Raw genomic sequence first — 20,351 nt, 5'->3', positions numbered from 1 at the left:
AATACCCCTATCACTTAAAAGTGATAGGAGCTTGTAAAATAAAATTCCCTATCTAAAACTTTTTTTTAATTATCAAAGCGCACCAACAATTTTATGCGGAACATATAGCTCCTCAAGATATGCAATATCATCATCAGTAAGCTTTATATTTAAAGAACCTACAGCATCATCAAAATATTTTGCCTTTGTAGCACCTATAATTGGGGCTGTAACTCCTTTTGCAAACTGCCATGCAAGAGCAATCTGCGTCATTGTAGCGCCATATTTTTGTGCAAGTTCGTTTACACGAAGCACAATTTTATAATCACTCTCCTGTGTGCTGTCATACTTAGACATTGCAGTTTTATCAGTCTGACTGCGTTTTGTATCAGCCTTCCATTCAAGGCGTGAAAGCCTCCCTGCTACAAGAGGACTATAGGGAGTAAGAGCAACATTTTGCTGCTTACAGATTGGAATAAGTTCACGTTCATCCTCGCGGTAAATCAGATTGTAGTGATTCTGCATTGAAACAAACTTTGTCCATCCATTTCTCTCAGCAGCAAGCTGCATATTGTAGAACTGGTAGCCATACATTGCAGATGCTCCAAGGGCTCTCACCTTTCCTGCCTTGACAAGGCTGTCAAGAGCCTCCATCGTTTCCTCTATTGGGGTACCATAATCAAAACGGTGAATAATGTAAAGGTCAACATAATCTGTTCCAAGTCGTTTTAATGAGCCGTCAATCTCACGTAGTATCGCTTGTCTTGAAAGCTTACCTTCATTAAAATAAACCTTAGTCGCTATAACTACCTTATCACGAGCAACATTGTTTTTAATTGCACGGCCAAGAAACTCTTCACTAGTTCCAGCAGAATAAACATTTGCAGTATCAAAGAAATTAATACCAAGCTCAAGAGCATACTTTATAACCTCTTCACTCTCATCGGCATTAAGTGTCCATGCATGAAAATTACTTGCCGTATCACCAAAGCTCATGCATCCTACACAAATACGTGAAACAACAAGATCAGAATTCCCAAGTTTTGTATATTCCATTTTATCTCCCCCTTAATTATCTATATATTTTAATCATTTTTCAATATCATGCTCAGCCAAATTCACATTACTTCCTATTATAGCAATTCCTTTTTCAATTTTTACAGTTGGTACATATTTTTTATATCGCTTTGACTACCCCCAATAGGCTTCCTTCATTGTATATAAGCCATACCATTTAATTAATCTGAATAAGTTCATACTCCATTTTTCCTAATCCAATTTTCTCTGCATGTATAAGAGCTTGCCTTCCCTTTTCAAAAAGCTTCTTTCCACTGCTTTTTTGAACCAAGTCCAAACATGCTGTGTCTAAAGCAACTGGATCTTTTCCTGCAAGAACACCAATATTATCTGCAATTGGTTTCATGTGTGTACCAAGGCAGTCACACTCCTCTGTAATATTGTGAACAAAGGTAATATAAATTATATCCTTATCTTTTGATGCTCCATAAGCATACTCTGAAAGTTTCTCAAGAAAATGTGAGCCTCCCCAGGTATTTGTAATTGCACCTTTTGGACAAACAGCAATACATCCTGCACAGCCAATGCATTTATTGCCATCAATTACTGCAGAATCTTTAATTTGAATAGCTCCATAATTGCATTTTTTTACACAAATACCGCAGGATATACATTTATTTGCATCTACTACAGGAGATATTCCTGAATGCTGTTCAAGCTTTCCACCTCTTGCAGCAAATCCCATAGCAAGCTGTTTTATAGCTCCACCAAACCCAGCAGCTATGTGCCCTTTAAAATGGCTCATAACAATAAATTGTTTAAATCTCCCATACCCTCTGCCTATTTTACATTTTTTAATGTATTCTTTGTTTATTTCTATTTCATCATAATCTGTTCCAATATCTCCATCTGCTATTATTATTGGAATCTGTGTAAAGCCATGAGCTTTTGCTGTTTCAATATGAAGCTCCGTTGTAGTTCTTGATCCTCTATATAGCACATTGGTTTCAATATAATATGGTGATACTCCATTTTCTCTTAGGTAATTTATGACTTCATCATAGCATTTTGCAGGTATAAAGGTTTTGTTTCCCTTTTCACCAAAATGAACCTTAATAGGTACCTCCTTTTCAAACTGGTGTCCAGTTTCTGATACTACTTTTTTAAGAAGCTTCAAGGCATCTTTTCCAAGCTCATCATAATTGGATTGTGTGTTTTTAATAAAATATACTTTGCTCATATTAACACCTTCTTTTCTACTAATTTATTTATATGATTTACTAAAAAACTCAACATATTACTACAACAATGTTCATCATAATAACTTTTTACTCTATAATCGCCTCCTTCACATCATATAATTTACTTGTATTATTTTCTTTAGAATTAGCCATTAGCGTATAATCTTCAAATAAGTTTATCTTTTTTAATTTAACTCCCAAAGCCAAACAAAGTACAGAAAAAATAGAAATTATCTTAAATAGCGTAAATACAGTAATATGTTCAAGAAGCATTCCTCCAACTATATTCCCTACAAATGCTCCAATACCACTGGATGCAAAATACACTGTCGTAGCTGTGGTTTTCATCTTAGGATTAGTTTTTCTATTCAAATAATTAAGCGCAGCTAATAAAAACAAAGGAAAAGTTAATGCATGCATTATTTGTACAGCAATTACAAAAATATATGATGGGCTTATTGAGTCTAAAAAATATCTTAATGCAAAAAATATAATTGCCAGTATAAATAAATTTAAGTCATTGAATTTTTTTAATAGTCTGTTTCCAAAAAATAAAATCGGAGTTTCACTTATTGCCATAACAAACCAAAGTAATCCAAGTTTTGAAACATCTCCACCTGTCTTTTGAATCAATATTGTAATATAAGTATTATTACAACCTAAAGAGATGTTAACAATTATAACCATTATATAAAATATTAATAACTTCTTATCTTTAATAAGATTAGCAATATCGCTTGCATTAATTTTTTCTTGTATATTCTTTCCTTTGAATTTTATGCTGAATGCCATTGCTGCACCTAAAAGCATAACAATTGAAAAAAGAATAAAGGCACTATTTATACCAATAACTTTTACCGCCTGCCCTATACATAGCGCTGTAACACCATATCCAATGGATCCCATAAGCCTTATTTTTCCATATTGAATTTGTTTATGCTGTCCTATGATTTCATAGGTATAAGCATCTGATAAGGGCATAACTGAACTTTGAAAAATTAATACTAATATCATACTTATAAGAATAAAATAGAAACCTTTAGCAAAAATAAAGATATATATAGTTAAAGAGCTCAAAAGCATAGTAATAATTAATGAGATTCTTTTATTTAAATATTTATCCGTAATAAAACCCCAAATAGGCTGTACAATTACACCAACTATAGAATAAACGGCAAGTGCAATACCTATTTGTGTATAACTAAAGCCTTTTTGCTGAAAGTGAAATGTTAGAAATGGCATAAAGCAAGCTATTGCTGCACATACAAAAATATAGAGAAACTTTAATTTAATTGATAGTACATTAGAGCTATTCATAAGTCACTTCCTTTCTTTTTTGATTTTTATATTAATTTTTGTAGTATGTTCTATCAGATACATCTAAACATAGAAATATGATAAACCCTGAAGTCCACTCTAAGTCAAGGGGTATTAAATTAATTTTCATTTTTTTTCAGAAAAAGTTATTTAAAAAGTTTAAAACATGTATCAAAACAAGATGATAATATAATAAGAATACTAAATGATTATTATTTAAATTCATTTATTTATCTACACTCCTTCATTATAATACTCATTATATTTTTACAGAAAGGATATATAAAACAACATTCATCACCCACTTATAAAAGTGAACACCTTCATATCACTGCCTTAGTTAAAGAAGGCAATAAAATTGTACTGGTACAGTTGTTAATATTAAATGTTGTTTTATAGTATGAATGGGTATAAGATAATTTTTGTAAAAATGAAATAATATTTTAAAGGGGAGTGTAGGATATGAAAAAGGATAAACTAAAAATAGTTACTATTGGAGGGGGATCCAGTTATACTCCGGAACTTATTGAGGGCTACATAAAAAGGAAAAATGAATTGCCGATAGGTGAAATCTGGCTTGTAGATATAGAAGAAGGTAAAGAAAAATTAAATATAGTAGGATCTATGGCTCAAAGGATGGTTAAAGCTGCTGGGCTTGATTGGAAAGTTCACCTAACTTTAGATAGAAGAGAAGCATTAAAGGACGCTGATTTCGTTTCTACTCAGTTTCGCGTTGGACAGATTGATGCTCGCATAAAAGATGAAAGAATTCCATTAAGTCATGGAATAATTGGACAAGAAACTAATGGTGCTGGTGGAATATTAAAAGCATTTAGAACTGTTCCAGTTATACTTGAAATTGTTGAAGATATGAAGGAACTATGTCCTCAAGCCTGGCTTATAAACTTTACAAATCCTTCTGGTATGATTACAGAAGCTGTAATGAGATATGGAAAATGGGATAAAGTTGTTGGTTTATGTAATGTTCCTATATCCGCTAGAAAACTTGCTGCATCTGCATTAGAAAGAAATGAAGAGGATCTATATTTTAAGTTTGCAGGTTTAAATCATTTTCACTGGCATAGAGTTTGGGATAAATATGGTAATGAATTAACAATGGAATGTATTGAAAAGCTTTACGGGGAAGAAAAGGATTTTATGCAAATTTACAAGCCAGAATATTTGAAAGAAAAAAAAGAAAGAGAAGAAAAATTAGGTGTTGCAAATATTAAAAACATTGCATTTTTATCCCAACAGATAAGAGATTTAGGAATTTTACCATGTTCTTATCATCGTTATTATTATATTACAGATGATATGCTTCAAGAAGAACTTGAAGATTATAAAAATAATAACACAAGAGCTGAGGTTGTTAAGCGTACAGAAGCTGAGCTTTTTGAATTATATAAAGATCCTAACCTTGATTATAAACCAGAACAATTAATGAAACGTGGAGGAGCATATTATAGTGATGCTGCCTGTGAAGTAATCAATTCAATTTACAATGATAAGAGAGTTAATATGGTTGTAAGCACAAAAAATAATGGTGCTATAAAGGATTTGCCAGATGATGTTGTGGTAGAAGTGTCCTCTATTATTACAGCAGCTGGTCCTCAGCCAATTGTCTGGGGTGAATTTAAACCAGCAGCCAGAGGAATGTTACAAATTATGAAAGCTATGGAACTTACTACAATCGAAGCCGCTGTTACAGGAAATTATGGTACAGCTCTACATGCATTCACAATTAATCCATTAATACCAAGTGGAAAAATAGCAAGGCAATTATTAAATGAAATGCTTGTAGCACACAAGAAATATCTACCTCAATTTAAAGATGTAATTTCTAAGATAGAAAAAGGGGAAATAAAATAATCCATACCTCTTAGCTAGTAGTAGTTTATACAAAACAGCTCCCTAAAAAAGAGGAGCTGTTTTGTATAATATCTGCTAAGCTCTGTTTAATTTATAAAGGCTTATCATTTCTTTAGATAAATCTTTCGCCAATATGGCATCCATAAGATGATCCTCTGCATGTACAAGCAATAACTTCATTATTTATTGAAATAGTAAACTGCTCCCACTTATAGGAGTGGCAACTTCTGTGGCTGATTAGGTTAAAGAGCAGAAGCACTTCTGTTGAATATCCAAAAAATCAAAATTTATAATAAGTTCAAGAAAACATGTAATTTATTGTATAATAAATATTACATAGATATCTCCGATTTAACAAAGTTTTTTCAATTCTTTATTTACTTATTCAACATAATTTATAGTTATAGAACAATTAATTTTTTATTAATATAATTGTACTATAATCAAGCATATAATAGGAGGATAAAATGAGCAAATTATATGATGATATCGTAAAAGCTATAGAAGAAGATATAAACAATGGATTATATAAACCAGGTAAAAGACTTCCTTCTATTAGAAATTTAAGTAAAAAATATAATTGTTCAAAAAATACTGTTGTTAAAGCTTATGAGACTTTAAAAAACAATCACATAATATATTCAATCCCTCAGAGCGGTTATTATATAGTTGAAAAATTAATTAATAATACCCAAAAGCAATCTGAATATATAAACTTTCATACAGGTAATCCAATTGTAGGGAATATGAACACTCCTGATCTTAAGCATTGTCTTGATAGAGCTGTTGATATATACAAGGATAATTCATTAAGCAGTAACGTATATGGAGTTGAGTCTTTGCGCCAAATATTACCTAAATATCTTTCAAACTTTCAAGTTTTTACGTCTCCAAATAATATATTTATAAATTTAGGAATCCAGCAGGCATTGAGTATACTAACCCAAATAACATTCCCAAATGGAAAAGATATAATTCTGATAGAACAGCCTACTTATAGTTATTTTATAAATTTTTTAAAATATTACGGAGCAAAGATAATAGGAATAGAAAGAGATGAACAGGGAATTGATTTAGATAGATTAGAATTCCTTTTTAAAAACGAAAAAATTAAATTTTTTTATACTGTACCACACAATCATAGTCCTTTAGGTACATATTACAGCAAAAATCAAAGGAAAGCTATTGCAAAACTTGCTGATAAATATGATGTATATATAGTTGAAGATGATTACTTTGCCGATATTTCATCTGACAGCAAGTATGATCCAATTTATAGCTATTCAAATCATGAACGCCACTTTTATTTAAAAAGTTTTTCTAAAATACTGCCATGGCTTAGGATTGGATTAATTGTTGCACCTACACATATATTAAAGATTCTGGAGGAGTATAGAACTGTTTCTTACTATTATTCCTATTTTTCTGCTTCTTTGATATCACAAGCTACTTTGGAAATATATATAAGAAGTAATATTCTAAAAAAGCATGTAGATTATATGACTAAAGAATTAAAAGAAAAGCAAAATAAACTTAGTTTGAATTTTCAAAGAGTTAGAAATTTAGGAATAAAATGTATTGGTGGTAAATCAGGTTTTTACTCATATATACTTTTTGATGATTATATAGATGAAAATAAATTTGTAGAAGAATTAAAAGCAGAAAAGGTTCTTGTGTCTTCAGGAAAAAGATTTTTTTTAGATGATTCATTTTATAAAAAAGGAATCAGATTAAGTATTGCAAGTGTAAATTGTGAAGATATTGATAAGGGGTTTAATATAATAATTAACAAACTTGAGAAATATTTTAGATTTTAAGATAAAGATTAAGTTTCAAATAGAAATTAAAGATAAGAAAAAATTAATCCTAGTAAAGCTTCTTTTGCCTTACTAGGATTTTTTAATGAATCTTAAATGTTTCTAAAAAAATCATTACTCTTCATACAAAGATTTATTTCGTCTACTTAGATGTTACATCATCCAGAAGATGTTTTTCCATTATAGTAACATCAACCCATTTTCCATCGAGCATTCCTTGTCTAATATATGTCCCTACTTCTCTAAAGCCCATAGCCTTATATAATCTTTGTCCTGCCTCATTATACTTAAATGTACTTAGAACCATCTTATGAAACCCCTGTTCTTTTGCAGTTTTAATTAAAGAAGTTAATAAAATCTTTCCAAGTCCTTTTCCACGCATTTGCCTTTCAATATAAATTGATATATCTGCAATTCCACTATAACAACACCTTGAGTTAAATATGTTTAATGAGGCCCATCCATATACATTATTGTTTTCATCTTCAATAACAAGTACTTTATTCTTTTCACTTCTATTTAAAAGCCAATCCTTCATTTCATCTTCAGTTCTCAATCTTGTTTCAAGGGTTGCAACTCTATCTTCAATGCCTTGGTTATATATTCTTGTAATTGCAGGTACATCCTGAACTTTTGCCTCCCTCGTTGAATAACCCATAATATCACTCCTATTTTTCAGCTTTAATATGTGCCCCTGCAAAAGCAGCATCAACTAAATCCAGCTCTTCCTCCGATATTACACTTAAAAGTTCACTATCATTTTCAATAAGTCCTTTAATTATCTCCTTTGTATATACATTTACAGGTTCAATTTCAATATTTTTGAATCCAACCTTTTCAAGAATAGCTTTATATTCATCAATCTTAATTGTTCCTGCAATACATCCTGCCCATAACTCTGCCTTCTTTCTTATTTCATCCGGTACATCCTTTAAAGTAACAATATCTGCAATTGCAAGCCTTCCACCATTTTTTAGCACTCTGTAGGCTTCTGATAGTGCCTTTTCTTTATCCTCAGATAAATTAATTACACAGTTTGACATTATAACATCAACTGTTTCATCATCAAGAGGTATATCTTCAATATATCCTTTTATAAACTCAACATTTGATGCTCCCATCTTTTCTCTATTCTCATTTGCAAGCCTTAGCATAGAATCAGTCATATCAAGTCCATATACCTTACCACTATTTCCAACATACTTTGATGCAATTAATACATCAATTCCACCACCACTTCCAAGATCAAGAACAGTTTCTCCTTCTTTAAGTTTTGCAAATAAAAGTGGATTGGCACATCCTAATGATGCATTTATAGCCTCCTTGGGCAATCCTTCAATTTCATCACCATTGTAATTTACAGATAAACTAGTAATATCCCCACAACATGATGTACCGCATCCACAACCGCATCCTCCTTTTAAACCATTACTTACTTTTTCTGCAATTTCACCATAATACTTTTGTACTTCTTTTTTTACATCAAAATTCATAATCATACCTCCTAACAACATCTATTATTTTTTAAAGCAAAAAGCAACAATTCAAGGCTCTCTAAAACCTGGTATCTTTTTTCTTGAGGAATTGCCTCATATATATTCTTATAAAATAATCCCATACTTTCCTCAATTTTACTAAATATCTCTTCTCCCTTTTGAGTCAAAGTTATAGTTACATACCTTCTGTCTTCAGGATGAAGATCCCTTTTTACAACACCCTGATTTACAAGAATGTCAATGTTCCTGCTCATTGTACTTTTATCAAGACCTATCTTTTCAGATAAATCAATTAATGATATTTCTTTTGCTCTGCCTATTTCAACTATTATGTGGCATTGACTTAATGTTGTTCCACAGCATGAGACCTCGCTCTTTTCCATCATCCCCAAGTTTCTCACTATTTGCCTTATTGTTTCTCTCAATTTATATATCTCTTGTGAAGTATCCATTTTATCCCTCCCTATATTATTGTATGTTACAACTGTTGTATTTGTCAACTATTATGTGCAAAATATTAGAATAAATTATAACTCCATTTTTCTATTATTATTAATAGGCTGTTATAGATGACTTCACCTATAATCTACCTGTAGAATATTCTCTTAAAAAATAACCTTCTGTTGTGGAATGAATCAACTACAACAGAAGGTTATTTTATGCCAAGTGATGATATGTGCTATTAAATATTACTTTAAACCCAAACTTTTTATCCACGCAGACAGTTCCTCCTTAGACGGCTTGCCGTTTAGAATCCTTCCTTCTTTAATCTTAGCAGTTGATGAAACGCTTTCTTTTAGCTTCTCAACTGTTTTTCCAAAGCCACTACCACCAGAAGTTGCAAAAAGTATTATTGTCTTTTCCGAAAAATCATAGCTTTCTAAAAAGGTATTTATAATTGTTGGAGCTACATACCACCATATAGGAAAGCCAAGAAAAACAATGTCATATTCATCCATGTTTGTAACCTTGCCTTCTATGGCAGGCCGTGAGGACGGGTCTTTCATTTCCACTGAACTGCGGCTTTTCTTGTCCATCCAATTAAGATCCGCGGCAGTATAGGGCACCTTAGGCTTTATTTCATAAAGATCAGCACCAGCTGCATCTGCAATAGTTTGGGCAACATTTTTTGTTACACCACTACATGAAAAAAAAGCTACCAATACTTTTTTATCCATTATCCTTTTCCTCCTATTCTTTTTGAGCTTTTTACTCTTCATACGTCATTGCGTCAGACATAGGAATAAAGATATTTTCCTTTCTCACCCAGCCGTTTACCGGACCATAGGTAGAAATCAATACCCATCCGTTCTGTTCCTTTTCAATATTGACAAACATCTCTTTGTTTTTTGTTCCGTAATCATCCAATTGCCGTGCTTTAAGAGAAGGTTCTTCATAGATAGCCGTCCCCTTTCTCAAATAAGCCTGGTTAAAATAAACTCCATTTTTTACCAGAACATAATCGCTGTTTTTTATCCACCCAGTCTTGCCAACATTTATATCAATAACTCTGATAGTCACGCACGTCTTATCTTTATCTACTTTCAATACCTGCACCAAATTGCCTTTGTACAGCGTTACCGTTCCGACTTTTACCTCATCCGCCGTAATAATTCCTAAATTGTATTTCGTATGTCTTTGCTCCTCAATTAAATTACCTGCTTCAATCCAAAATTTCCCATGTAAATTGTCAGCGGCGCAAAGAACCCAATTCCCATATCTGCCTTCTACCAGAACAATATCGCCGTACTTCAAGCTCCCTATGCTTTTGTAATTTTCGCCGGGACCTTCTCTACTTAAGCAGTCATTAATTACAACGGTTTCAAGGCAATATTCCTGCACTTTGCTTTTGTCAAACAGAGTGTTTGAATCCTTTTCCTCTTCTTGGTGAGATAGGGTTTTATTCTCCTCTTTTATAAAACTAAATTCTGAGCAAGAGCTTTCATTTATAAGATCACTTTGCAACTCTCCCTTGCTATTATATACTTCTATATTTCGTATATTTGAGAGAGTATCAGCTACGACAATATATCCTTTGTCCATAGAAACCTGTTCCCTGATATAAGTTCCATCCTCAAATGTAATCTTAATGAAATCAATTTGTACATCTACCACAAGATCTGTTTTAGGATTCCATTTCTTGTTTTTAAAATTCCCGTATACTATACTCTTTCCCTGATCTTTTACCACATTTGCCGAGAAACAAGGACTTTTGGGTATATCTCCTGGAGCTTTAGCCACTATATTAAAATCATGATTTACTAAAAATAAAACAGAAAAACTCTCACCTTCTCCTCTATATTTTTCAGTTAATACCAGATAGCCACTACCATATTTTTTTATGTTATAAATTCTAAGAGTTCCCCTGTTGGCTGGATCAGCCTTCAGGTAGTATTCGGTGACAGCAGCCTCAAGTTTTCTTTTGTCTCCCTCTGAAATTGTTCCTTCTTTAGAAGGATTTGCTGTAAAAGCAATCAACGCCAAGCAAACAGTCCCAACTGAAATTACTATGACCCAAAATGCAGGTATTTTATACATTATTTTATTCCAAGTCATAAACGAAAAGCAGACCTCCTCTTCCATTATATGTTAATCTATCGGTCATAGCTGCTGTCATTACAGAGTCTAAATAATTTACTCACCCCAACTATGGACTTATGTCAATATAGTAGACACAAAAACTCGAATTTTTTTGCTGATTTTATAGCCCTATCTTCACATTGCTGAGGGGTAATATACCCTATGCTGCTATGGATTCTCTTTCTATTATACTATGATTCTATATATTCAAATATTGCCAGCCTTGCAGCATTAAAATCATAGTAGGTTACTAGATTAACCTCTTCCTTTTTAAGGACAGCATGAAAAGACTTAAAACAGCCATTGTTATATGGATTTCCCTTACAACTGAATGAGTGAATGAATTTAATTTCTGATATATATTCTGCAAATTTAGAGCTTGTATACTGTGATCCTAAATCACTGTGTAATATAACCTGTTTACTAGGCTTCTGACATTCATAGGTGTTCTTTACAGCTCTAATTGCTAAATCAGTATCCATGACCTTATCAAAGGCGTAGCATATTATTTTTCTACTATGAAGGTCCATCACAGAGGCAAGGTAACACCATCCTTCACGCAAAGTATGGATATATGTAATATCAGTAACCCATTTTTCATTTATTGTAGTTATGAAAAAATCTCTTTTTAAGATATTTTCCCTTTCTTCAACCTTGGTTTTAGATGAATAGGACTTGTACTTCTTACAAACTATTGACTTTATCCTCAAATCATTCATAAACCTTTGAACTCTCTTTAAACTTATAGATTCTCCCTGATTTATTAGTATTTTATGGATCTTAGGAGCTCCATAACGTTTTTTATTATCATTATATATTTTAAGAATTTCTTCTTTTAATCTTTTATTCTCAATACTTCTTTTACTTTCAACTTGGTTAAGGCTTTTGTAATAAGAGCTTCTTGAAACTTTTAGCAGTTTGAACATTAGCTTAACATCATGTTTGTCCTTATTATCATATATGAATTTAAAGATAGAATCTACTTTTTTACGAATATGGCCATGGCTTTTTTTAGTATTTCATTTTCCTCCTTAATCCTAGCCATCTCCTGCTTCAATGCTTTATATTCTTTCATAGTTACAACTTCACCTTCATCAATAACAACAGGCCTTAAGTTTTTTATCCAGCCGTTAATCGTAGATTTTGAAATGCCATATTCGCTACTTAACTCTGCTAAACTTTTTCCTGAATTATATAGCTCTACTATTGTATTATTAAATTCATCGGTATATTTTCTTTGATTTCTTGCCATTTTGTAGACACATCCCCTCTCTAATTTTATTTTAATTTGTCCGAGTTAATATGTCTACAAAACTATACTAACACCACAGTGTAAAGTGCAGCCAGTTAATATATGCAAACCAATTAAAAATAATGTAATAAAAAATGATATTTTAAGATATTCATAGATTTAGAGATATTTTTTTCAAAATTTGGAGATAATCTGATATATAATAATAGAATTGTAAAAAAAATGACTTGACACTCTAGTAGCTAGAAGGTTTATAATACCTTTAATTATTCTAATAAAAGGAAAAACGCAGTGATTGGAAAACTCGTAAACACCAGCTTAATTTATTCTAGGAGGTATTTTATGAAATTTTCAGTAGAAGATAAAGTTTTTGAAACACTTGATAATGTTTGCTTTGCTGTTGTAGTTGCCCATGGATTAGATAATACTACACATAATTCGAAGATTCAAAACTTATTAAAAGAAAACATTCTTTTGTGTCAAACCTCTCTTGAGGGAGTAAACGTAAAAGAAATAGAATCGGTACTATGCTATAGGGAAGCTTTTCGCAAACTTAATGTAAATCCCAATAAATATATGTGCTCTATCGAAGCATTATTAACAAGAATCTCTAAGGGAAAAGGTATACCATTTATTAACACAGCAATTGACTTGGGTAACGCCATATCACTTAAATATAAAATTCCAATTGGCGCACATGACATAGATACTGTGCAAGAAGAAATTACCCTGCGATTCTCGAAGGAACAAGATTATTTTATTCCATTTGGCAGCACCGAGGTTGAGCCAGTTGACAAAAATGAAATTGTATATGCTACTGGTAATTCAGTAAGAACCAGAAAATGGATATGGCGTCAGAGTGAAGAAGGAAAAATTACAACTCAATCTAAAAACATTTTTTTCCCTATTGATGGGTTTTCTGATACTAATAAGGATAATATTCTTTTAGCTCAAAAGGAACTGAGTGATATACTCAAGAATGAACTTGGTTGTAATGTAAGTATCGGATGGGTGGACGCTAAAAATAAAAGTTTTACTGTAAATTGTTATTGTTAATAGGTGTTAGTATAGTTTTGTAGACATAATAACTCGAACAAATTAAAATAAAATTAGAGAGAGGATGTGTCTACAAAATGGCAAGAAATCAAAGGAAATATACCGATGAATTTAAAAATACAATAGTAGAGCTATATAATTCAGGAAAAAGTTTAGTAGAGTTAAGCAGCGAATATGGCATTTCAAAATCTACTATTAACGGTTGGATAAAAACTCCAGGCCTGTTGCTATTGATGAAGGCAAAGTTGTAACTATGAAAGAGTATAAGACATTGAAGCAGGAGATGGTCAGGATTAAGGAGGAAAATGAAATACTAAAAAAAGCTATGGCCATATTAGCGAAAAAGTGCACCCCCGGGGGTTCAAATCCCCTCAAAACCTTAGTCTACGGAAACATAAAACACACAAAAGAAAAAGGGGCAAATTGCCCCAAGCCTTTGATTTCAAGCTATTTCTTCTCTATCTTCACGACGCACTCCACGTGGCTCGTCTGTGGGAACATGTCAACCGGCTGAATTTCAATAGTTTTATATGAAAGTTCCTCAAGTATTCCAAGATCCCTTGCTAAAGTTCCAACATCACAGGAGACATAGACTATTCTTTTAGGTGACATTTTAGATATTGCATCAAGGAGTTTCCTGTCGCATCCCTTTCTTGGAGGGTCTACAACTACAACATCAGCATAAGTTCCTTTTTCAATGAGATTTGGTATTACAACTTCTGACTCACCTACAATAAACTCAGCATTAGTTATATTGTTTATTTTTGCATTTTCCTTTGCGTTTTCAATAGCTTCAGGTACAATCTCAACGCCATAAACCTTTTTTGCCCTTTGGGCAAGGAATAAAGATATTGTTCCTGTGCCGCAGTAGGCATCAAATACTACTTCATTCCCAGTCAGGTTTGCATATTTAAGGGCTGTATTATATAATATTTCAGTTTGTAGAGGGTTTACCTGAAAAAATGAAAGAGGAGAAATGTTGAATTTAAAATTTCCTATGTAATCAGTTATTGTATCGCTACCCCAAAGAGTGTTACACTTATCTCCTAAAATTACATTAGTTTTTTTAGAATTTATATTTTGTATTATACTTTTTATTCCTTTTATTTTTTTTAACATTTCTATTATTTCTTCTTTATGTGGTAACTTTTCAGAATTTGTTATCAAAACCACCATAATATCTCCTGTTTTATGGGCACTTCGTATCATTATATGTCTTATAATGCCTTCACCAGTTGCCTCATCATAAGGCATAATATTATTTTTCTCTATCCATTCTTTAATTATAGGTATTATTTTTGAAGAAGCCTCATCTTGAATGTAGCACTTATCCATTTTTATTATTTCATGGCTTCTTGCAGCAAAAAATCCGATTACAGGTACACCTTTTACCATTCTAACAGGAAGCTGCACCTTGTTTCTATAATTATAAGGATGTTTCATACCTATAGTATCATGAACAATAACATCTTTAATCCTACCTATCCTTTCTATTGAGTCAATTACTCTTTGTTTCTTAAATTTTAGCTGTGCCTCATAAGAAATATGCTGTATTTGGCAGCCTCCACATCTTTTATATATATCGCATATTGGTGTTCTTCTTTCGTTAGATGTTTTGATTATATCAATAAGCTTTCCAAAGGCATAGTTTTTTGATACCTTAACTATTTTAATTCTTACTAATTCATTAGGAAGTGCACCTTCAACAAAAACAGTAAAATTATCTATCCTTCCAACTCCTTCTCCTTGAAAACCAAGGCTTGTAATCATTATTTCATATTCCTCATTCTTTTTTACTATATTATTTGTCATGCTATCACCTCATATATAGTCTACATAGATATAATTTTATCAAAAAAATAAAACTATAAAAGTAAAACATAAAAAAATTAAAGGCGATCTAAATCATAAAAATGAATTAGACCGCCAAAAAACCTTTAATCTCTTTCAAGAGAAGCTGTAGAAAATTTACTTGATGTATAAATAAGATATAGCCCGGCTATACCAACTAAAGTATAAACAATTCTGCTAACAGTAGACATAGGACCAAATAAAAACGCAACTAAATCAAAATTAAAAAGCCCGATTAGTCCCCAATTTAAAGCTCCTATTACAGTCAAAACAATTGCGAACCAATCTAATGTATCAATCCTCACTTAATCTTCCTCCTTTTTAAAAATAATATATTAATTTATTTCATTGATTAATATGTACCATTTTTATAAAATTTATACATATTTATTTTTATTAAAAAAAGCACACCTGTGGTGTGCAATAGTAGAATCAGTTACCGCTAAAATCCAACGGCTTTTTTTATTATTAACATATATTCATGTTTTTATACAATGAGCTCCTCCCACTTATAGAATTGGGGCTTCGTGTAATGCTCCTATTGGAGCAGAGTATCCACGCTCTAAGGTCTGTTCCGTCCCAAGATTACCATTTTAATAGCTAACTTTAGCTTAGTTTTCATTTTATTTTTTGTTTTTATTAGTCAAGCAACATTCTTCACCCAACTTTACGAAAGGGCGAATTCTGTAGATGATTAGTTAAAATCCAAATACTGTCTTAACCTCTTTAAGTTTTTCTCTTATTGGAAGGTTATAAGGACACTTCTCTTCACATATTCCACATTCTTTGCAATCTTCTGCATGGGCCTTTAAATCTTTATACCTTTCAGTAGCCCAATCTTTAAGATTATAATTATCATAATACAACTTCAAAAGAAAACAAAATGAAATATCTATTCCCTGTGGGCACGGAGCACAGTATCCACATCTACGGCAAAAATTTTGGCCAATCTCCTTTGATATTTTTTTGCACATCTCAATTTCACTTTGAGATAAATTACCTTTTTCTGCAGCTAATACATTTTCTTCAACTTCATTTATGCTTGCCATACCTGGTATTACAGTTGCTACATTCTTATTTTGCAGGATAAACTTTATTGCAAGGTAAGCATCTCTTATTGTTCCACCAGCTAAGGGCTTCATAGCAATAACTCCAATATTTAATTCTTTTGCTCTTTTAAAAATATCTTCCCCCTGTGTTTCAACTATATTGTATGGAAACATAATCGTTTCAAACAATCTACTTTCAACTACCTTTTTAAGTATATCAGCACTATGTACAGTAATACCTATATGTCCTATTTTCCCTTTAATTTTAGCTTTATATAAAGCTTCATAAGCCCCATCTTTCGAAATCACCTTATCATAAGTAGCTATATCTTTTACATTATGTATTTGATAAAGTTCAATATAGTCGGTATTTAAATTCTTAAGGCTTATATCAATCTCTTTATCCATAAGGCTTTTATCTCTAACCATTGATTTAGAAGCAATTATCCATTTATCTCTTCTTCCTTTTAAAGCATATCCAATATACTCTTCACTTACCGTATATCCTCTTGCTGTATCAATAAAGTTTATACCTAATTCCTGTGCCCTTTGTATTACTTTTGCTGCTTCATCTTTAGTTATTCTTTGAATTGGTATACCTCCAAATCCAATTTCAGAAACACAAAGTCCTGTTATCCCAAGATAATTATACTTCATAATATATCCCCCTTTTATTTTTATACTAATTTATAAAAAAAAGAGCCCAAAAGGGCTTAAGGAGGTAAACTTTATTTATGTTGTTATAACTAGCTAACAAAGGAAAATCTTACTTGTTTCTTTCCCTAAGTTTAATTTATATTATATCACATTTGCCTTGCCGCTGTAAACTATTCCGTTTTCGGTATCCATAGTAATTAATATACCTGTCTTTATTACTTCAGTAGCTCCATGAGCCCCTACTATAACAGGAATACCCATACTTATACATTCAACAGCGGTATGGGAGGTAAGCCCACCTTCTTCGGCAATTATTCCACCAATTCTTCCTATTACATCTATATATTCTTTACTTAATTCTTTTACAACTAATATGCTACCATCGTTAAAATTATTATTTACATCTTTTACACTTTTTGCAATGTACGCATAACCGTAGGTCGATGCTCCGACTCCACGTCCTTTTACTAATACATCTCCAACAACATGAACTTTCATAAGATTTGTAGTACCTGCAAATCCAACTGGTACTCCTGCTGCAAGAACTACAAGATCTCCTTTTTTAACATATCCTTGATCTAATGCTTCATTTACTGACTTATCCATTACATCATCAGCTGACTCCATTTTTTCAGTAATAATAGGATAAACTCCCCACACAATAGCAAGCTTTCTTGCTACATTTTCAAATGGCGTTGCAGCAATAACTTTACACTGTGGTCTGTATTTGGAAACCATCCTTGCTGTATAACCAGACTGAGTTGCTGTTATTATAGCAGAAGCATTAAGTTCCATAGCTGTAGTTACTGTTGCAAGGCTTATTGCATCTGGAACAGACTGTGCATGGTATTTTCTTCTTTTTCTTAACATTGAATCATAATTTAATGCTGATTCTGCCTTTTCAGCTATTCTTGCCATGGTTGATACTGCTTCAATTGGATACTTTCCATTAGCAGTTTCTCCACTAAGCATTATTGCATCAGTACCATCGAATATTGCATTTGCAACGTCACTTGCTTCAGCTCTTGTAGGCCTTGGATTTCTAATCATAGAATCAAGCATTTGTGTTGCTGTAATTACTGGCTTTCCTGCTATATTACACTTCTCTATAATCATCTTTTGAACAACTGGAACATCTTCTGTTGGAATTGCAACACCTAAGTCTCCTCTTGCAACCATTATAGCATCAGAGAACTTTATAATATCGTCTATGTTGTCAACTCCTTCTTGGTTTTCTATCTTTGAAACTATTAGAATTCCTTCTCCGCCATTATTTTCAAGAACTTTCCTAATAGCTATAACATCAGCTGCCTTTCTAATAAAGGAAGCTGCAATTATGTCTACTCCTTGCTTTATACCAAATTTTATATCTTCTATATCTTTTTCCGTTAAGGCCGGAAGATTAATTTTAACCCCAGGAACATTCATATTTTTATGGCTACTTATAACTCCAGTATTCAATACTTTGCAGTGAATATCCTGGCCTTCAATTTTTTCAACTTCAAGTCCAACAAGCCCATCATTTATTAATACTCTATCTCCAACTTTTAAATCCTCATGAAGCTTATCATAGCTAACTGAACATATATTTTCATCGCCTAAAACTTGCCTTGTAGTTAATATATATTTTTGCCCTTCAACAAGCTCTACACTATCAACTTTAAAATTACCTGTCCTAAGCTCTGGCCCTTTATTGTCAAGTATTATTGCAATAGGCTTATTAAGTTCTTTTCTTAATTTTTTAATAAGCTCAATCCTTTTTCCATGCTCTTCATAAGAACCATGGGAAAAATTAAGTCTTGCAGCGTTCATTCCATTCTCAATGAGCTTTCTTATCATATTTTCGCTCTCTGAAGCAGGACCAATAGTACAAATTATTTTAGTTCTTCTCATTGTTTCACTCCTTAAAATGATAATATTTTTGCTAAGTTATAAAGATCATTATCTGTTTCCTTCTTCATGCTTAATGCTTCAGTTATATCTAAATCTATAATTTTGTTATCCCTTATACCAACAACCCTCTTAGATTTTCCTTCCACTAATAGTTCAACAGCTCTTGCTCCTAGCCTTGAAGCAAGTATTCTATCAAAAGCAGTTGGGCTTCCTCCCCTTTGAATATGGCCAAGAACTGTAGCTCTTGTTTCAAGCCCTGTAACCTCTTCTATTTTCTTTGCCAATTCTTCAGCTCCTCCAACACCTTCTGCAAGAACAATAAGGTTATGAACTTTTCCTCTATGCTTTCCTTCAATTATAGTTTTGCATAATTCTTCAAAGTTATATTCTTTTTCTGGGATAATAATACTTTCTGCTCCACCTGCAAGACCTGTATAAAGAGCAATATCACCACATCTTCTTCCCATAACTTCTACTATACTGACTCTTTCATGGGATGTTGAAGTATCTCTTAATTTGTTTATAGCATCTAATACAGTATTAAGTGCCGTATCAAATCCAATTGTATAATCAGTATAAGCTAAGTCATTATCAATAGTTCCTGGAAGACCTATAGTTTTAACATCAAATTCATCTGAAAGCTTTTGAGCACCAGTAAAGGAACCATCTCCTCCGATTACTATAAGTCCCTCTATTCCAAATACCTTTAAAACATTATATGCTTTCTTTCTCCCCTCAGGCGTTTTAAATTCTTCACATCTTGCGGTCCTTAGAATTGTTCCACCTCTTTGAATTATATCTGCAACTGATGAACGATTTAATTCAAATATTTCCCCATTTAAAAGTCCGCTATAGCCTCTTTGTATTCCCATTACTTTAATACCTTTATTTATTCCTGACCTTACTACTGCTCTAATTGCAGCGTTCATTCCTGGTGCATCTCCACCACTTGTTAAAACCCCAATTGTTTTCATTTATACTCCTCCTTGTCCATAGGGACATTATTAGTCCCGCATTGTTTACAAAAATACTAAAAAGTTATAGTCGTTAGAATAGTATAAGCATCATCAACTTCTGCCTGTGGAACTAAAATTTCATAAAGACCATTTTTATCATCATTATTTTTCCCTATTTTTTTTACTTTTACAAGTACGCCTTGGTCAGATAATTTCTTTTCAATTTTTTCCATTTCATGCTTACTCTGCGCAACGTAAACAACAGTCCACATCGTGACTGGCCTCCTAATTCATTCTCATTCTTAATTTTATTTTATT

The 20,351-nt window shown here is 32.2% G+C and carries 19 protein-coding genes and 1 pseudogene; 4 read left to right on the top strand and 16 right to left on the bottom strand.

Features of this window, described 5'->3' with window-relative positions; all coding sequences use genetic code 11:
• Positions 1 to 72: 72 nt before the first annotated feature.
• From FDN13_RS12715 to FDN13_RS12705, 3 genes are all read right to left on the bottom strand, one after another.
• Positions 73 to 1,035, bottom strand: coding sequence for an aldo/keto reductase (locus FDN13_RS12715; RefSeq protein ID WP_138980737.1), 963 nt, complete (start codon positions 1,033 to 1,035; stop codon positions 73 to 75).
• A 178-nt stretch (positions 1,036 to 1,213) separates the two neighbouring features.
• Positions 1,214 to 2,236, bottom strand: a complete 1,023-nt coding sequence (locus tag FDN13_RS12710; protein WP_138980736.1) for a DUF362 domain-containing protein — start codon at positions 2,234 to 2,236, stop codon at positions 1,214 to 1,216.
• A gap of 88 nt (positions 2,237 to 2,324) precedes the next feature.
• Positions 2,325 to 3,554: an MFS transporter gene (locus tag FDN13_RS12705; protein WP_138980735.1), complete on the bottom strand. Its 1,230-nt coding sequence runs from the start codon at positions 3,552 to 3,554 to the stop codon at positions 2,325 to 2,327.
• 462 nt (positions 3,555 to 4,016) lie between these two features.
• Between FDN13_RS12705 and FDN13_RS12700 the strand changes: the two genes are divergently transcribed.
• Complete coding sequence (locus FDN13_RS12700) at positions 4,017 to 5,426, top strand: 6-phospho-beta-glucosidase (protein WP_138980734.1); 1,410 nt, start codon at positions 4,017 to 4,019, stop codon at positions 5,424 to 5,426.
• Between the two features lie 75 nt (positions 5,427 to 5,501).
• On the opposite strand, the gene FDN13_RS12695 is transcribed toward FDN13_RS12700, so the two are convergent.
• Positions 5,502 to 5,606, bottom strand: a complete 105-nt coding sequence (locus FDN13_RS12695) for a PTS lactose/cellobiose transporter subunit IIA (protein ID WP_138980733.1) — start codon at positions 5,604 to 5,606, stop codon at positions 5,502 to 5,504.
• Positions 5,607 to 5,893: 287 nt separating this feature from the next.
• On the opposite strand from FDN13_RS12695, the gene FDN13_RS12690 reads away from it, so the two are divergent.
• Complete coding sequence (locus tag FDN13_RS12690) at positions 5,894 to 7,243, top strand: PLP-dependent aminotransferase family protein (RefSeq protein WP_138980732.1); 1,350 nt, start codon at positions 5,894 to 5,896, stop codon at positions 7,241 to 7,243.
• 142 nt (positions 7,244 to 7,385) lie between these two features.
• On the opposite strand, the gene FDN13_RS12685 is transcribed toward FDN13_RS12690, so the two are convergent.
• From FDN13_RS12685 to FDN13_RS12660, 6 genes and pseudogenes are all read right to left on the bottom strand, one after another.
• Complete coding sequence (locus tag FDN13_RS12685; RefSeq protein WP_138980731.1) at positions 7,386 to 7,901, bottom strand: arsinothricin resistance N-acetyltransferase ArsN1 family A; 516 nt, start codon at positions 7,899 to 7,901, stop codon at positions 7,386 to 7,388.
• Positions 7,902 to 7,911: 10 nt separating this feature from the next.
• Positions 7,912 to 8,736, bottom strand: a complete 825-nt coding sequence (gene arsM / locus FDN13_RS12680) for an arsenite methyltransferase (RefSeq protein ID WP_138980730.1) — start codon at positions 8,734 to 8,736, stop codon at positions 7,912 to 7,914.
• 11 nt (positions 8,737 to 8,747) lie between these two features.
• Positions 8,748 to 9,191 (bottom strand): MarR family winged helix-turn-helix transcriptional regulator, encoded by a 444-nt coding sequence (locus FDN13_RS12675; RefSeq protein ID WP_138980729.1) that lies wholly within the window; start codon positions 9,189 to 9,191, stop codon positions 8,748 to 8,750.
• 237 nt (positions 9,192 to 9,428) lie between these two features.
• The gene (locus FDN13_RS12670) at positions 9,429 to 9,917 is read right to left on the bottom strand and encodes a flavodoxin (protein ID WP_138980728.1); all 489 of its coding nucleotides are present in this window, start codon (positions 9,915 to 9,917) and stop codon (positions 9,429 to 9,431) included.
• Positions 9,918 to 9,948: 31 nt separating this feature from the next.
• Positions 9,949 to 11,295: a hypothetical protein gene (locus tag FDN13_RS12665; RefSeq protein WP_138980727.1), complete on the bottom strand. Its 1,347-nt coding sequence runs from the start codon at positions 11,293 to 11,295 to the stop codon at positions 9,949 to 9,951.
• 104 nt (positions 11,296 to 11,399) lie between these two features.
• Positions 11,400 to 12,571: pseudogene (locus FDN13_RS12660) on the bottom strand (IS3 family transposase).
• A 342-nt stretch (positions 12,572 to 12,913) separates the two neighbouring features.
• On the opposite strand from FDN13_RS12660, the gene FDN13_RS12655 reads away from it, so the two are divergent.
• Both FDN13_RS12655 and FDN13_RS12650 read left to right on the top strand, forming a co-directional pair.
• Entirely contained in the window at positions 12,914 to 13,627 is a 714-nt protein-coding gene (locus FDN13_RS12655; protein ID WP_138980726.1) for a B3/B4 domain-containing protein, read from the top strand.
• Positions 13,628 to 13,704: 77 nt separating this feature from the next.
• Positions 13,705 to 13,878: a transposase gene (locus tag FDN13_RS12650; protein WP_138980725.1), complete on the top strand. Its 174-nt coding sequence runs from the start codon at positions 13,705 to 13,707 to the stop codon at positions 13,876 to 13,878.
• A gap of 196 nt (positions 13,879 to 14,074) precedes the next feature.
• Here the strand turns inward: FDN13_RS12650 and rlmD are convergent, their stop codons facing one another.
• From rlmD to FDN13_RS12615, 6 genes are all read right to left on the bottom strand, one after another.
• Positions 14,075 to 15,439, bottom strand: a complete 1,365-nt coding sequence (gene rlmD / locus FDN13_RS12640) for a 23S rRNA (uracil(1939)-C(5))-methyltransferase RlmD (protein WP_138980723.1) — start codon at positions 15,437 to 15,439, stop codon at positions 14,075 to 14,077.
• Between the two features lie 125 nt (positions 15,440 to 15,564).
• Positions 15,565 to 15,783: a DUF378 domain-containing protein gene (locus FDN13_RS12635; protein ID WP_138980722.1), complete on the bottom strand. Its 219-nt coding sequence runs from the start codon at positions 15,781 to 15,783 to the stop codon at positions 15,565 to 15,567.
• A 393-nt stretch (positions 15,784 to 16,176) separates the two neighbouring features.
• The gene (locus tag FDN13_RS12630) at positions 16,177 to 17,184 is read right to left on the bottom strand and encodes an aldo/keto reductase (RefSeq protein ID WP_138980721.1); all 1,008 of its coding nucleotides are present in this window, start codon (positions 17,182 to 17,184) and stop codon (positions 16,177 to 16,179) included.
• A gap of 141 nt (positions 17,185 to 17,325) precedes the next feature.
• Complete coding sequence (gene pyk / locus FDN13_RS12625; RefSeq protein WP_138980720.1) at positions 17,326 to 19,077, bottom strand: pyruvate kinase; 1,752 nt, start codon at positions 19,075 to 19,077, stop codon at positions 17,326 to 17,328.
• A gap of 11 nt (positions 19,078 to 19,088) precedes the next feature.
• Positions 19,089 to 20,051: a 6-phosphofructokinase gene (gene pfkA / locus FDN13_RS12620; protein ID WP_138980719.1), complete on the bottom strand. Its 963-nt coding sequence runs from the start codon at positions 20,049 to 20,051 to the stop codon at positions 19,089 to 19,091.
• A 56-nt stretch (positions 20,052 to 20,107) separates the two neighbouring features.
• Positions 20,108 to 20,305 carry a glutamate decarboxylase gene (locus FDN13_RS12615; RefSeq protein ID WP_138980718.1) on the bottom strand — a complete coding sequence of 66 codons (198 nt, stop codon included), beginning with the start codon at positions 20,303 to 20,305 and terminating at the stop codon, positions 20,108 to 20,110.
• Positions 20,306 to 20,351: the final 46 nt, after the last annotated feature.

The sequence above is a fragment of the Caloramator sp. E03 genome (genome assembly GCF_006016075.1).
Taxonomy (GTDB): Bacteria; Bacillota; Clostridia; order Clostridiales; family Caloramatoraceae; genus Caloramator_B.
This window is presented reverse-complemented; position numbering and strand designations above follow the sequence as displayed.

Coding starts and splice junctions, on each gene's coding strand:
- FDN13_RS12715 (WP_138980737.1), bottom strand. CDS start 1,035: ATGGAATATACAAAACTTGGGAATTCTGATCTTGTTGTTTCACGTATT.
- FDN13_RS12710 (WP_138980736.1), bottom strand. CDS start 2,236: ATGAGCAAAGTATATTTTATTAAAAACACACAATCCAATTATGATGAG.
- FDN13_RS12705 (WP_138980735.1), bottom strand. CDS start 3,554: ATGAATAGCTCTAATGTACTATCAATTAAATTAAAGTTTCTCTATATT.
- FDN13_RS12700 (WP_138980734.1), top strand. CDS start 4,017: ATGAAAAAGGATAAACTAAAAATAGTTACTATTGGAGGGGGATCCAGT.
- FDN13_RS12695 (WP_138980733.1), bottom strand. CDS start 5,606: ATGAAGTTATTGCTTGTACATGCAGAGGATCATCTTATGGATGCCATA.
- FDN13_RS12690 (WP_138980732.1), top strand. CDS start 5,894: ATGAGCAAATTATATGATGATATCGTAAAAGCTATAGAAGAAGATATA.
- FDN13_RS12685 (WP_138980731.1), bottom strand. CDS start 7,901: ATGGGTTATTCAACGAGGGAGGCAAAAGTTCAGGATGTACCTGCAATT.
- arsM (WP_138980730.1), bottom strand. CDS start 8,736: ATGAATTTTGATGTAAAAAAAGAAGTACAAAAGTATTATGGTGAAATT.
- FDN13_RS12675 (WP_138980729.1), bottom strand. CDS start 9,191: ATGGATACTTCACAAGAGATATATAAATTGAGAGAAACAATAAGGCAA.
- FDN13_RS12670 (WP_138980728.1), bottom strand. CDS start 9,917: ATGGATAAAAAAGTATTGGTAGCTTTTTTTTCATGTAGTGGTGTAACA.
- FDN13_RS12665 (WP_138980727.1), bottom strand. CDS start 11,295: ATGACTTGGAATAAAATAATGTATAAAATACCTGCATTTTGGGTCATA.
- FDN13_RS12655 (WP_138980726.1), top strand. CDS start 12,914: ATGAAATTTTCAGTAGAAGATAAAGTTTTTGAAACACTTGATAATGTT.
- FDN13_RS12650 (WP_138980725.1), top strand. CDS start 13,705: ATGGCAAGAAATCAAAGGAAATATACCGATGAATTTAAAAATACAATA.
- rlmD (WP_138980723.1), bottom strand. CDS start 15,439: ATGACAAATAATATAGTAAAAAAGAATGAGGAATATGAAATAATGATT.
- FDN13_RS12630 (WP_138980721.1), bottom strand. CDS start 17,184: ATGAAGTATAATTATCTTGGGATAACAGGACTTTGTGTTTCTGAAATT.
- pyk (WP_138980720.1), bottom strand. CDS start 19,077: ATGAGAAGAACTAAAATAATTTGTACTATTGGTCCTGCTTCAGAGAGC.
- pfkA (WP_138980719.1), bottom strand. CDS start 20,051: ATGAAAACAATTGGGGTTTTAACAAGTGGTGGAGATGCACCAGGAATG.
- FDN13_RS12615 (WP_138980718.1), bottom strand. CDS start 20,305: ATGTGGACTGTTGTTTACGTTGCGCAGAGTAAGCATGAAATGGAAAAA.